The organism is Microbacterium sp. NPDC055312, from assembly GCF_053645675.1.
This window is the reverse complement of sequence record NZ_JBSHMU010000002.1, coordinates 113,203-125,883: the sequence shown is the minus strand read 5'-3', so window position 1 is coordinate 125,883 and position 12,681 is coordinate 113,203. Positions and strand designations below refer to the sequence as shown.

At 59.9% G+C, this 12,681-nt stretch carries 18 protein-coding genes; 12 read left to right on the top strand and 6 right to left on the bottom strand.

Annotated features, from left to right (window positions below):
* Positions 1-177 precede the first annotated feature (177 nt).
* On the top strand, positions 178-702 hold the full coding sequence (locus ACWIDW_RS04980) for a hypothetical protein (protein ID WP_454123461.1): 525 nt from the start codon (positions 178-180) through the stop codon (positions 700-702).
* A gap of 23 nt (positions 703-725) precedes the next feature.
* Complete coding sequence (locus ACWIDW_RS04975) at positions 726-1,571, top strand: hypothetical protein (RefSeq protein WP_454123459.1); 846 nt, start codon at positions 726-728, stop codon at positions 1,569-1,571.
* Between the two features lie 47 nt (positions 1,572-1,618).
* On the opposite strand, the gene ACWIDW_RS04970 is transcribed toward ACWIDW_RS04975, so the two are convergent.
* From ACWIDW_RS04970 to ACWIDW_RS04960, 3 genes are all read right to left on the bottom strand, one after another.
* A complete protein-coding gene (locus tag ACWIDW_RS04970; protein WP_454123457.1) occupies positions 1,619-1,756 on the bottom strand; it encodes a hypothetical protein in 138 nt (45 codons plus the stop codon).
* Positions 1,756-1,992 carry a hypothetical protein gene (locus ACWIDW_RS04965; protein WP_454123456.1) on the bottom strand — a complete coding sequence of 79 codons (237 nt, stop codon included), beginning with the start codon at positions 1,990-1,992 and terminating at the stop codon, positions 1,756-1,758. Before ACWIDW_RS04965 ends, ACWIDW_RS04970 begins: the two co-directional genes overlap by 1 nt.
* 67 nt (positions 1,993-2,059) lie before the next feature.
* Entirely contained in the window at positions 2,060-2,299 is a 240-nt protein-coding gene (locus ACWIDW_RS04960; RefSeq protein ID WP_454123454.1) for a hypothetical protein, read from the bottom strand.
* Between the two features lie 136 nt (positions 2,300-2,435).
* Between ACWIDW_RS04960 and ACWIDW_RS04955 the strand changes: the two genes are divergently transcribed.
* Both ACWIDW_RS04955 and ACWIDW_RS04950 read left to right on the top strand, forming a co-directional pair.
* Positions 2,436-2,729, top strand: coding sequence for a hypothetical protein (locus tag ACWIDW_RS04955; RefSeq protein ID WP_454123453.1), 294 nt, complete (start codon positions 2,436-2,438; stop codon positions 2,727-2,729).
* A gap of 218 nt (positions 2,730-2,947) precedes the next feature.
* Positions 2,948-3,445 (top strand): hypothetical protein, encoded by a 498-nt coding sequence (locus ACWIDW_RS04950; RefSeq protein ID WP_454123452.1) that lies wholly within the window; start codon positions 2,948-2,950, stop codon positions 3,443-3,445.
* Positions 3,446-3,507: 62 nt separating this feature from the next.
* Here ACWIDW_RS04950 and ACWIDW_RS04945 read toward each other — a convergent pair whose 3' ends face one another.
* Both ACWIDW_RS04945 and ACWIDW_RS04940 read right to left on the bottom strand, forming a co-directional pair.
* Positions 3,508-3,960, bottom strand: coding sequence for a hypothetical protein (locus ACWIDW_RS04945; RefSeq protein WP_454123450.1), 453 nt, complete (start codon positions 3,958-3,960; stop codon positions 3,508-3,510).
* Between the two features lie 55 nt (positions 3,961-4,015).
* Complete coding sequence (locus ACWIDW_RS04940; RefSeq protein WP_454123449.1) at positions 4,016-5,383, bottom strand: hypothetical protein; 1,368 nt, start codon at positions 5,381-5,383, stop codon at positions 4,016-4,018.
* Positions 5,384-6,506: 1,123 nt separating this feature from the next.
* On the opposite strand from ACWIDW_RS04940, the gene ACWIDW_RS04935 reads away from it, so the two are divergent.
* The 5 genes from ACWIDW_RS04935 (at position 6,507) to ACWIDW_RS04915 (ending at position 10,316) form a co-directional block, all read left to right on the top strand.
* Positions 6,507-6,791 carry a hypothetical protein gene (locus ACWIDW_RS04935; protein ID WP_454123447.1) on the top strand — a complete coding sequence of 95 codons (285 nt, stop codon included), beginning with the start codon at positions 6,507-6,509 and terminating at the stop codon, positions 6,789-6,791.
* Entirely contained in the window at positions 6,791-7,840 is a 1,050-nt protein-coding gene (locus ACWIDW_RS04930) for a hypothetical protein (RefSeq protein WP_454123445.1), read from the top strand. The genes ACWIDW_RS04935 and ACWIDW_RS04930 overlap by 1 nt, the downstream gene beginning before the upstream one ends.
* A gap of 28 nt (positions 7,841-7,868) precedes the next feature.
* Positions 7,869-8,777 carry a hypothetical protein gene (locus ACWIDW_RS04925; protein WP_454123443.1) on the top strand — a complete coding sequence of 303 codons (909 nt, stop codon included), beginning with the start codon at positions 7,869-7,871 and terminating at the stop codon, positions 8,775-8,777.
* 134 nt (positions 8,778-8,911) lie between these two features.
* Positions 8,912-9,502, top strand: coding sequence for a hypothetical protein (locus tag ACWIDW_RS04920; protein WP_454123442.1), 591 nt, complete (start codon positions 8,912-8,914; stop codon positions 9,500-9,502).
* Between the two features lie 310 nt (positions 9,503-9,812).
* Positions 9,813-10,316, top strand: coding sequence for a hypothetical protein (locus ACWIDW_RS04915; RefSeq protein ID WP_454123440.1), 504 nt, complete (start codon positions 9,813-9,815; stop codon positions 10,314-10,316).
* A 61-nt stretch (positions 10,317-10,377) separates the two neighbouring features.
* On the opposite strand, the gene ACWIDW_RS04910 is transcribed toward ACWIDW_RS04915, so the two are convergent.
* A complete protein-coding gene (locus ACWIDW_RS04910) occupies positions 10,378-10,608 on the bottom strand; it encodes a hypothetical protein (RefSeq protein ID WP_454123438.1) in 231 nt (76 codons plus the stop codon).
* A gap of 290 nt (positions 10,609-10,898) precedes the next feature.
* On the opposite strand from ACWIDW_RS04910, the gene ACWIDW_RS04905 reads away from it, so the two are divergent.
* From ACWIDW_RS04905 to ACWIDW_RS04895, 3 genes are all read left to right on the top strand, one after another.
* Complete coding sequence (locus ACWIDW_RS04905) at positions 10,899-11,201, top strand: hypothetical protein (RefSeq protein ID WP_454123436.1); 303 nt, start codon at positions 10,899-10,901, stop codon at positions 11,199-11,201.
* 143 nt (positions 11,202-11,344) lie between these two features.
* Entirely contained in the window at positions 11,345-11,797 is a 453-nt protein-coding gene (locus ACWIDW_RS04900; protein ID WP_454123434.1) for a hypothetical protein, read from the top strand.
* On the top strand, positions 11,794-12,114 hold the full coding sequence (locus ACWIDW_RS04895; RefSeq protein WP_454123432.1) for a hypothetical protein: 321 nt from the start codon (positions 11,794-11,796) through the stop codon (positions 12,112-12,114). Before ACWIDW_RS04900 ends, ACWIDW_RS04895 begins: the two co-directional genes overlap by 4 nt.
* Positions 12,115-12,681 lie beyond the last annotated feature (567 nt).

Genomic DNA, 12,681 nt, shown 5'->3' with positions numbered 1-12,681 from the left:
GCACGAGTCGATGTCCGTCAAATCAACCCGATCAGTTGTAGGAAACCGAAAAGATCAATGTTTTTCGAGGATGTTCCGCAGATCTGGTTCGCGCTTCGGCAAACCAACGGTGTGAGAGCCGACAGCGGAAACCGAACCGCTGCGACTCACCCCCTGAAACAACAGAACGGACTATCCATGACTACGAACAAGACTGCTCAGATCAACGCCATCGTCCAGCAGGTGTGGGCATCTGAAAGCCCGCTCGGCTTCACGCGTGAACTCCTGGTTGCCCTCCTCGAAGAGGTCGAGACCGCGGGTGAAAAGATGAGCGTAATGTTCCTCCTCGAAGGGCTCGCGGGTGAGCTCGCCGACCAGCTCGGCGAAGAGTCCTCGCTTCAGCTGCTTGCGAGGACTGAGAGGAAGCTCAGGAAGGCCAAGAGTAGGGCAAAGAAGGCGGAGGAGCGCAGCGCTCGCGCAGCCGGTGAGCGATTCCGCAAGCTCCTGCTGATCGACGAGACCGGCGGCGATGCGGATTTCAAGAAGTTCTGGTCTGAAGCGCCGGAGCGGCTTGTCGAAGAGTTCCTTGCCGGGTTCAAGGACGACTCTGAAGCGCTCACCGCGGATCTGCGCTGCAGTGCAGCCGATCACCTTCGCCGCGCCGCTGATCACGCCGTCATGTACTGGGGCGATCGCGAAATCCACGGCTCAATCGAAGTCTGAAACTAGACAGAAAGGAATCCGCTATGAACATGACAGCCATTGCCGTGAATCGCGAAGTGCTCCGCGGGATCGGAGCCAGCCTCACCTCACAGCAGAGGATAGCGCTGCTCGATTCGCTGATCGGCTGGGGAGAAGGTGCTGACGATCCCTACCTCATGGATCTCGCGCCCACCGAGGCAATCGCGACGATCTTCGGCGGTGCGCTACGGGACTTCCTCGCATCTCTTTGCGTCGATGCCGAGGACACTTGCCGCATCGTCCACGATCACTGCGCTGAGGACTATGCAAATGAGCTGAGGCGCGAGCTGGAGCAGTCGCATTCTTCGAATAACACGCAGATCGTTGAGTTTGTCAGGCAGCTCAATGTCTATGCGCTGATCTTCGGGAGACACTTCTCGGCTGACCAACTTGATGCCGTCGTGCACGACCTGCTCATCGAGCTTCCTCTGCACGAGGCAGCGGTGTCGTGCTCAAAGTGCGGCGACCCTCTCTCCGGCTCGAACAAGTCGGCGGGTGGCGCTCAGTTGATGAGCGCCGTCTCCAGCAACAGTGCAGCAGCAGCAACGGATGCCGAGATCATCGAGTTCTTCGCTGAGCACTTCGGCTTGCCAGAAGTTGAGCAGAACATCGATGGATGCTGGCACGCGCTCATGTGCGAGATCACTCCCCCGCTCGAAGACCCCGACATCCTGATGGGCGGCTTTCGAGCTGAACTTACCGACACCGAGCGCGCTCACTGCGACCACACATGCGACTGCGCCTACTTCAAGCGGGTGCAGCGAGCGGCTGAACTCTTCGGCCTCACAGCCAAGCAGATCGCGGACGACGATCACGAGCTTGCGCCACGATTCGCAGACCAGCTCAAATGAAGCACGAGAAGGCCCCCGGCCATTGGCCGGGGGCTGGGATCAGCGGGCTACTTCGCGAGGAAGTCGGCCAGCGATTGGGCGGCAGAGTGGAGCGAGGGGCGGATGATCTCGTAGCCGTCGAGCACCGCATCGAAGGCGATGGCGGCAGAGACTCGCATGAGTTCAAGCAGGCCGTCGATGTCCATCAGTTCTCCTCCTCCTCGGGGCTGTAGAAGAGATCACCGAACTCAGAGTCGATGATCGAGCCGTAGGTAGCGCCGTAGCGCTGGCCGTTGTTGAGCACGATGACCGAGTCTGCACCGTAGACCTCGATTGCCTGCTCGACCTCTTCGAGGAGCCGGCCCAGCGTGAAGCTCGTGTTGATCTGATCGGGTGAGTAGCCGCCGTTGTCGGAGATGTTGAGGAGAACCTGACTGGCCATGGTCTGCTTTCTGGTAGATGGTTAACGAGGAAGGGCCGGGGATCATCCCCGGCCCTGCTGGTTCCGATCAGGCATCCTTCTTGAGGGTGTCGATACGGTCGGCCAGCTCGTTGAGCACCTTGACGGCAGCGTTGCGCTTGGCCACGGCCTCCTCGCGGCTCTTGGCGTAGAAGGGACGGGTGCGGTTCGCGTCGTCGACGAGGCCACCGACCTCGTGCTTGAGGCGAGCGAACATCCGAGTGATGTCCTTGCGGTCGAAGTCGTCGGCCTTGGGAGCGGTGGTCTGGGAAGCGGTTGCGTTTGCCATGATGTTTGCCTTTCGAAGCAGTGGATGTGGTGTCGCATGGCCAAATATTCATGGACTCCTGGTAGGAGTCAACTCCCCTGGAAAACTCTTTTGACCTGGGTTTTCCTTCCCGCCAGCATCCGCGTATCGTCGCCGCATGGATAGCTACTGGAAGCAGTATCAGCTCACGCTCGACAGGATCGAGGCAGAGAAGCCACAGACCTTCGATGGGGTGAAAGCCATACTCGATGAGTTCTGGCCTCCGTCCTCCGGCGAAGCCTTCTTCCCCGGAGGAGCCGATGAAACCCTGGGCGATTCTCTCTCGGCGGCAGGCTGGCATATCGAGTGGATCGAGGGCGACTACCTTTGGCTCGGAACCTCCCGGACAGGCGAAGTGATCAGCTATGTGGAAGGCGATCTCTACCGGGGCGACACCATCGGACCGCGCTGAAGCTGCTGATCGGCAGGATGCAGGAAAGCTGGTCTGGGCGCGCCTGCTACAGCCCCGATGACATTGACCCTCTGGGCTGCGCTCCAGTCTTGGAAGCGCTACCACAGCCGGAGAGTGCTCATCCTGGATGACGATGCGCGAGGCATCGATTCCTGTAGGTAGCTGGCCGATCGATACGATGGCCGGAAGTTGTCCGCAGAGAGATAGGGGCGTCGGAATTGGCGGAAGAAGCACGTTCAGGTTGGATCAAGCTCGGCGTCATCGCTGAGCACGCCGGAGTCGATGCGGACGAGCTGTTCCAGATCCTCGGCCAGCGCTACTCCGTAGGGCGAGACCACAGCGGGAACCACTGGATCGTCCGATGGTTCGATGCGTTCGACTGGCTTCAAGAGCACTTCGCCGCTCAGTGGGACGCCGGAACAGCGGAGGCCAAGGAGGCGGTTTCCTTCTGGGTTAGGCAGGGGCTCACAGAGCCGGTTGCGCTGGAGAAGGTACGCCGGGAGTTCATCAATGAGCGTGCCGCACTCCCCATCAGTAGAACCGTTGGCATCCACACGCTCGGGGATAAGAACCACATCATCGACGGCTATTCGGTGGTCGGCTTCGACTCAGATGGAGAACCCATCCCTCTCTTCAACGAGTACAGCTGGGAACCCTACGGCCAGCGTGAAGTCGAACTCGGATACCCCGTAAAGGGGCATGGGCCGAACTACTAAGACGAAACGAGAACGGCGGCGAGGGTGGTAGATCCTCGCCGCCGTTGGTATGCGCGCACCTCTTATGCTGCATCCTCCCAGGTGCTTGCTGTCTGGGGAGAGTTCAGCCGTCCAGTGTTGCCGGGGGTCCACATGTCGAGCATGTTGCTAATCCCGATCTCGCGCTCGATGAAGTGCCGAGCGGCGTCGTTGCTGTTGTACTCCCGAATCAGCTCGTAGGCCGCACTCCAGCGGATGAGCTGCTCACCTTCGTGGAGGTAGCGACCTGAACGGCGAACCTCAAGCTCAGTGCTGTGGCCGTCATCCTTCAGCAGGGCCTCCATGTCAGCCATCAGGTTGATCAGCTGACCGTGATCATTCCGCAGGCTGGCGCCGCTGGTTGGATGGACACCAGAGAATGCGTGCAGAACCGCCTTCTCCAGTGAGACCCAGCCAGAATGGGGCAGGCTTGCCTTGCCCACAAGCTCCGCTATGGTCGCCATCGCGCTTACAGTTCTACTCAGTTTCATATCCATGGTTGTTGACCTCCTAAGGTCAGTTGGTTGTCTGCTGTGTGCAGTTCGTTTGCTCTCAGAGATCCCAGACCTTGCCTGAGAACGGTTTGCCGTCAGCGTCTTGAAGTAGCCCGACTCGGACCAGAGATTGCTTCTTCCACTCGGACTTAGGCTTGCTCTTCATGTTGGTGGTCTTCTCGTAGACCTCTTGAGCGATCTCCATAACGCGCTGTGCGATGGCCTTCTCATGAGTGAGATAGACCACCGGGCCGACCGCTGCTGGAGTGTTTGGATCCATGTAGGTGCCGATGATCTTCCGAATCTCGCTCTCGCTCTTGATGCTCGTTTCGATCTCCACATGGACGGGGAGACCACCAGCGGGGAGCAGATTGAGGATCAGATCGGCGGGGTGGAAGTGCTTTGCTTCACCGCCGTCGATCACTGAGCGGCCAGTAGTCATCCACACTTCCGGGTGATTCCGCAACAGCGTCTGCTTGTCCTCGGTCGGTTCTTGCCGCAGCTTCACCCAGTGGTCTCGGATCGCAATGACCCGCTTCTGTCTGTCTCCGAAGACACCCTTACCGCCCGACTTCTGAATCGCCTTCGTGAACTCACTACGGATGTAGGACTCCGGGATGATGTGCGGAATCAGATCGATGCCAGTGCTGAGCGGAATCTCGACGAACTGTCGGATCGTGTCAGTGCCAGCGATGAGCTGTGCCGTGATCTGCGCTGCGAGTAGGTTCGGACGGATCTTTGAGATGTCGAAGTGGCCCTTGCGATGGAGCGGCTGAGCCGTTGGCGGGATCTCCATAACGCCCCCGAGGAAGGTCAGTCCCTTGCCTGTGAGGTACCAGAGCTGAGGACCATAGGGGAACTTCTCTTGGTTGACTACGCCCAGCTCCTGGAGTCCGAGCATGAGCCTTCGAGCGCTGGGAGCGCTGATCCCACGGATGATTCCAACCTGTTTTGTGGTCAGGAACTCGTGGAGCATAAGCACCGCGAGCACCGTGAAATCCTTCTCACCGAGCCGCTTCCTGCGATAGGTAGAGCCGTTCTTCTTCGTCCGGCTGGCTGCATCCCTGCCCCGGTTCGGGTGCTCCCACCCCTTCACTTCACCGGCTGCTACGCGCTGCTTCCACTCCTTCCCCGTGGGTGCAGCGGTGGCTTCGGGTGCCTTCTCGACGGTGCTTTCACCGTCGAACTCATCCTGATCGGTGGCGAGAACTGGGTTAGACTCGACCTCTTCCGCCTTCATAACTGCGCCGATGGTGGCATCTGCGGGCTTCTCCACTGCCTTATCTACGGTCTGCCTTGATGGCTGAGCGACCTTCTGAGGCTGTTGGACAGCCCCTGGCTGAGTGGCGACGCCGCTCTCATACTCGTCGTCCTCCATGAAGTTTGGAACCGTTGAGGGGGCGTCCTTGGTGTTTGCAGTGCTCATCTTTGTTCTCCTTTTCCGATGAGTGAGGCTTAGGATCGCGCTCCTACGACTGATCACATAGGAATCGCGAACTACACACATCGGATATCAAAGCGGGAGGGAATCAACTGCAAACATGGCTGCAAACTTCACTTGCGTCGGTGCGTTTTGCCCCACTCGCCTTCAAGACTGCGGGTGAGGAGGACAGCTCCGCTGACCTCCCGGGGGGGAAAAGCAGGATGCCGAGCTCCGCTCGTCATCAGGCCCCGGCGTGGCCGGTGCCCTAGGAGCGATGCTCCCAGCCGAAGACCTTGAGGCATCTTCGGTATCCCGCCAGCGCTGCGCGGGCCGAGGAGCTACGCTCCCCGCCAGAGACCGAAGCCTCTCTGGTCTCCCGCTGGAAGGTGTAAGCACCCTTCCAACCTGCTCTCAGGCCGTAGGCCTCTGAGAACCCGCCGAAGGCTGCACCAGCAGTCTTCACTCCTCTCCACTGCGAACCCGCCCAGTGGACTACGGAAGTGTGCGCACACCTTCATCCAGCGCTCGACGCATTCCCAACTGTCGAGACCAGTTCCACTACTACAGCCCGTGGAGTGCTGAAAGCTGCCATCAAGTACTGGCACCTTTACGCAACAGCACTACCCAGCTCCAAACGATGAGCCGACTAACAGGAATCTGAGCTTCCTAAGCAGCGGAAGCGGGAGCAGCAGCGGCGGCAGTATCCTCTGGTCTTTTTTGGATTGTTTTCGAGCGTGAGGCTTGGGACACAGCTCCTCCTTGATCCTGAGCAAATGACAACAGCAGTTGATGGAAACAGTCAGCTCGGGACTAGGAGGATCGCGCTCACCGACTTTCCTAACTGCGCCGATGGTGGCAAGCCTTCGGCTGATAGTCCTCGCAGGGGTGATGGCGTATGGAATCGAAGAAGCTCATGGGTGAGAGGGTCGGCTACCACGCAGATCCAGATTGGCCCGAACCGACAGTGTGCTGGCCTCCCTGTAGCGACTGCCGGGGAGGGATGATCCGCTACGAGGATGAGGCGGAGGCCGAGAAGGTGCTCGCAGAGCTGCGGAAGTGATCTCCTAACTGCGCCGATGGTGGCAACTCCGATATAGCTCCTGACCCACTAAGGAGGGGATCAACTATGGATCAGCACAAGCTAACGCCGGAGGAGAAAGCAACGCTCGCCACTCTGGTTTTTCACTTGCCCTGGGGAGCTACCGAACCCGAATGGTGCGAAGACCCAGCAAGCTGCTCAACCGGCGGCGAGCATGTGGTCGGCATCGAGGCGGCTGAACAGATGCGAGGGCATCGAGACTCGGCAGCGGCCAAGCTGCTGCCGTCATTCACCAAGAGGGATCTGCCACTGCTTGGCGAGAGCGAGCGAACAGGCAGATCGATTTTCGAGCTAAGGCAGGAGGGTTGGTAATGAGCAAGGCAATCACAATGCGCTACCACTGGAGTGATGCGACACAACGCTACATGCGCTGCGTCGCTGAGTACCGATGCCCCTACGGAGAGGCTCACACCGATCCAGTCGGGATCGCCAAGGCCGGTGGAGCTGAGATCTCCACCCACGGCCACAGCACGGTGCTCACCATCAGCGGCCTCATCGATGGGAAGTATTCGATGGGCACGGAGCAGCGATGCCAGGTCTACGATGAGGCGGGCAACAAGCTCCCTCGTGGCGAGTCATTGCGCTGGAGGGCGAAAAGGGCGAAGGCCGAGGAAGAGGCGCGTGCTGCGGCTGAAGCCAAGGCTGAGGCCGAAGCCAAGGCTGAGGCCAAGGCTGAGGCCAAGGCCAGCGATCCCGAGAGTGCTCCAGCCTCCGGGCCGGCTGTTGTCCCCACCGGCTACAAGCCCTTCGAGCTCGCCGAAAAGAGTACGGACCCCGGGGCGCTCGCGATGCTCGCAAGCTCCACCGACCCTGCCATCAGATTGACTGTTGTCCGCAATCCTGCAACAGCCACCCACACCCTCGAGCAGCTTGCGCTCAGCGAGGACAAGGGCTGGAAGCTCTACCGGCTCGCCGCGCGAGAAGAGCTGAGCGCCCGCTATCAGGATGAGCGGGATGAGGCTGAGCGGGAAGCCTGCGCGCGCATGGAGCGCGACGGGGTTCTTCCCCGGCTCACTGAAGAGGCGCCCGCCGCCGCTGTGCTCGCTACGACTCCCAAGAAGGTCTGGGAACGGAAGCCGACCCAGGCACGCCGTAGCCTCATCCGGCTCGCGGTGGAACAGCTCGGGAGGCTGACCAGGCGGGCGGTGCGGATCACTGGCTGGACTCGGAATGTGGTGGCCAAGCGGGTGCTCGGTAGCGATGGCGTGTGGCTCGTCGAGCTCCCCAGCCGCCTCAGCAAGGAGCTGCACCTTCCCCAGATCACGGGATGGATGCTGGACTTCTTCGGAAGCATGGAGGGCGATGCCCGGGCACAGGCGCGGGTGAGGAAGCAGCTTGCTCGCTCCTTCGGTCTGGCATGAGCACCGTTCTGATATCCATCCGCCGAGGGTGCTGATCTCTACTCTCGGATTCCTTGGTGTTGTGAAGAATGATCTCCTCCAGATCAAGAGGGCCATAGCCGACCTAGCGGCTGTGGCCCTCCTTCTTTGCCGTGAGCATCTACCTAACTGCGCTCGCACTTGCGTATTGATATGGGATCTCGATCTCGACAAATGGAGGAAGATCACTATGAGAATCAAGACTCAAGAGACCCAGCTCACCAACAGCAAGCCGCCCAGGCGCGGACTGTGGATCGGTATCGCAGGCGCAGCAGCTCTCGCACTCGCCCTACCCCTGATGGCTGGCGGCGCATCAGCCGCACCCGGTGATGGCGAGTTCCTGATCAAAGCCTCTGACACTGACAGCAATGTGGGCTACGCAGGGAGTCAAGCCGTCGCGTCCCCTGAGCCGAGCGAGCCGCCTACTACCCAGCCGCCCACCCCGCAGCCACCCACGACATTGCCTCCGACCGCAACTCATACTGCAGTAATGGTGTCATTCCAGATCGATGTTCCGATACCAGATGCATATGGGATGGCGCAGGTGATCGATTTCTTTGCCATCGACGAGAGTAGAGAACCCGTCGATGTCTTCGAGAGTGGAGGACAATGTGGCCGCATGCGCTTTGGAAACGTGGAACACGAGACTGTTGCGGTCATCAAATGCGGGCAATGGATCCCAAGTGATCACCCGATTTTTCGCGGAGAAGAGGTGGATTCAGCAACGGTAATAGCGCCAATACGCATAAACGCCCATTTCTCGGGCGAGTCCTACACCCTCCGCTACGCTCCCTCCAACCAGAAGATCAAGCTCAAGGGAAGCGACGCGACGGGTTGGAGGGTAGATCCCTACGGCAAGGGCGCAACTCTGAAACTCGAAGAACCGGCTACTTCCAGCACCTTCACCATGAACCCCTGATCTGAAAACGCACAAAGCCCCCGGATGCCTCCAGCTCCGGGGGCTTCTCTCATGCCGCCAACATCTACCTAACTGCGCTCGCACTTGCATATTGATATGGCTTCTCAACCTGATTGACCTTGGAGGAGATCATCATGGACAAGAACACTCAAGAAATCGCAAAGGCGAAGAGCACCAAGCGGGAGAGGCTCAGCACGGGCGCCTACTTCATCTGCATCGGCCTCGCCATGCTCATCTTCGGCGGCCCCAACTCGCTCATCCCCGCACCCGCTCTCGGCGGCCAGTCTGCTGGAAGCTTCTGCATCGAGGCCAGGACTGATGAGGAGAGGCTGCTCCAGACGCTCCACGGCGGGAAGGATTGCAGCGAGGAGGAATCCACTCAGCAGGCTGCCGAGGATCCTACGCTTGCGCCGAACCTCACTTGCCGCCTGGATCCCAACAGCCAGCTCGGCACGGCGCAGCTCATCTTGAGCTGGGATGCCAGCGAGTTCCCCGAGCTGGATGAGATTCGCACTACAGTCCGGGGCGCAGGTGCTCCCACCATGACCGCCCACGATGCCAGGGCTGTCGGTCAGGAGATCACCATCAGCGATCTGCCGCTCGGCAGCTTCACCGTTGAGACTCAGGTCCTCGCGGACGGCGAAGTCATCTACCGCTACGACAGCTCCGCTTCACTGGATTCCTACGGCAGCGGTTCTTGCTCAACCATGAGCATCCAGGCCTGATCAGTGCCAACAGGAAAGCCCCCGGCCACCCCATCGGCCGGGGGCTTTCTCGTGCCTTCAGGACATGCCGAAATCGCAGTCTGAGCGCGCAGCCTAGAGCGTCGGTCCCCTCGATGCTCTGGCGGGCGTCTCAGCCCCAAGGCTGCAACCTTTGCCTGATACCGTCCAGCGCGCATGACGATACATGGATCCTGTTTTCCTGGCGATTGTTGCCGGCCTCGCGCGCGAGGTGTGCGACACAACCGCACACGCTCACCGAGTGTTCTAACTGCACCGAACTGATATGGATCCCAGGCAGATGGGGGGAACCATGACAGATCACAGACTGCACTACTCCAGCAGAACCAGTAGATGGATGCCCTGCATAGCTGAGCGGGCCTGTTGGTACAACGAGCACAGCACACCGCTCGGTATTGCTGAGGCTGGAGGCGGCGAAGTTGCCATCCATAAGCGGCCCCAGACAATAGCCCCGCTGATTCGAGGCGGCTACGCCATCAGGACTGCAGAGCGATCCCAGACCTTCTGGGCGGACGGAACACGGATGACGCCCACCGAGGCGAGAGCATGGAGGAAGAAAGTGGAGACACAGCAGGCGATCGATGAGATCGTGGAGCGCGGCAAGGTTGAGCATGTGCTAGAACCACTCACCCAGCGAGAGAAGGCAGCACAGCACGCTGCCGAGATGGAAGCTCGACGGCGGGCCAAGATGCTCGTGCAGCCTGAAGTTGTCGTGCCAGCGCCGAGGAGGAAGCCGGGGCTGAGCGGCTACGACGCTTTCCTCGCAGCGAAGCGAGCGAGGGAACAGGCGGAGTAGCCTGCCGACAGCAAAGAACCCCGGCACCTGATGGTAGGTGCCGGGGTTCGTGTTGTGGATGTCAGCGAGCTTCCTGCCAGGCCTCGTAGTCTGCGAACTCCTCCGCTGTGAGATCGAGCGTTTCGTCGCAGATGAAGAATCCATCAGTGCGGGGCAGGGTGAAGCGAACCTCGTAGCCGTTGAGATGAGCGTTCATCCCCTTCTCGATCCATACCCGGTCGTAGCTCACGCTCCGGCCTGCCGCCTCTTCTGCGATCTTCTTTGCGGTCCTGATTGCGATTGGGTTTGCCATGGGTCTACCTCCTGTGATCCCGCCGTGGTTGGCGATGAGATGTCATATCGAGAAATCAGCAGGATCGTGTTCCAACTGCACCGAACTCTCGTAGAGGCGCGATGAGGGCACAGCGCAGCGCGGAACAGGCAGCGATCGCCCCTGACTCGCCAGATCCTGCGATCTAAGACGCTCACGGGCAGGAGGCGCACATCCCGACGATCTGGAGGTGAGACAGCCTCAGAGGCGCAGCTACCGCCTCGATATGAGTCGCGTCCCAGCAGGGACAGCACTCATCTGGAGGAATCACCATGCACCAACTCATCCCCGTTGCGCTCGGCAACCTCGTTGATTCGGCAATCAGCGATTGGATCGGCCCCGTACTCGTCGGCATCATCGCCGTCGTGGCTGTCGTCCTACTCTGGAAGCGTCAGTTCGCTGGCTTCCTGACCTTCGCCGCCATGGCCGTGCTCGCTGCTCTCTTCGTCTTCTTCGGCGGCGACCTCTTCGGCAAGAACGGCAATATCTCCAAGGCTGGAAAGGATGTAGCCAAGAAGATCAACGCCATCGATCTCACGGCTACTACCTACGCTCAGGATTTCCTCACTCGCTGAGGAGCGGGTAGTTCTGCGGCAGATGGGCTGGTGCTTCGGCACCGGCCCATCTTTTTGTTGGTGCGCGCACACTCACTCGGAATCTCGGTAGAAGAACAGCAGAACCGCTCAGACGGGCGGATCTTCACCTGGAGGAGAACAAGATGAGTGTGAATATGCAGCCGTTCTACGCTGAGCAGGAGCGCCTACGCCAGTGCTACCGAAACAGGGAGCTGGAGGTCGAAGTACAGGACGAGCGAGGCCCGGAGCGTTTGGCTGACTACGCCAGCAGTCGGGATCTGGAGATCAGATCTAGGGTTGCTCTCAACTGGAGCACACCTGAGAGTGTGCTCCGTCAGCTTGCCGAAGATCCAAGTGCCGATGTTCGCCAGAGCGTGGCTGCAAATCTGATGACACCGCCAGATGTACTCGAATCCCTGGCACAGGAAGACACCTACTGGATGCGGTTCAGTCTCGCGGGGAATCCTTCGACGCCAGCAGCCGTTGATTCACGACTCAGGGAAGTTGACCCCGGTTCCTACGAGCGGGCGCGTGGGCTGAAAGCCGGTGGCTTTCGCAGCCGGGTCCGTTCACTCATGCAGGAGGCATCAGCATGATCGCTCGGGAGAACACTCCAGAAGAGGATGCGGCCTATGAGGAGTGGCTGGAGGACAGCGGACGGCTCTCCGTGATCTTCCTCGCCTACGGCCCCCTATCCACCAGGCCCCCTAGAGCACTTTTCGCCATGAGCAGGCGGGATGCGATCGCTCTCTGTATGGACAAGCGCTCTAAGGGTAGAGGCTGGATGGTCTGCCATACGAGGCTGGAGAACTGGGAGATCGATGGCGAGGTGCCTGACCGGGAGAGGCTCAAGGACACGGGCAGGCTCGATCCAGCAATCGAAGAGCTGGGGCTCACGAAGATTCCCCTTTGACTCACCAGCTCCTGCGTTCTGAGACACTTTCGACAGTCCAACGCACAACCTGCCCGCCTCTCCTATCTACAGGCTGGGGCGGGCAGTCCTGTGTCGGGAGGGGTTCTCTGCTGCTTGTGTGCGACACCACGACTGAGGATACGGGCTGGAGCGAGGACACCACTTGGACACCGGAGGACACCACTCGCCAAAAAGTGGTGTCCTCCTAGAACCGCGCAGATATCGGGGCTCTAGCTGTTTTTTCTCACTGAGGACACCAAGACACCACTTTTTCTGAAGTTTTACGCGAGAGGAAAAAGGAGAGAAGGGGAATCGCTTTTCTCCTACATTGGAGCAGTTGCTGCCAAAGCGGTGTCTTGGTGTCCTCAGGCGACCCAACAGGCTACAGGGCGTATGAGATCGGGCCTCTGGGAGGACACCACTTTTTCAGAAGTGGTGTCCTCCGGTGCCCTAAGTGGTGTCCTCCTCAACTCAGGAGCGCTTGAGCACTCACGCAAGCCAGATGCTCCCGTATTGATATAAGAGTCTTACCTTCTCGGGGAGCTTGGAGTCGTGCCCAACGCTTCA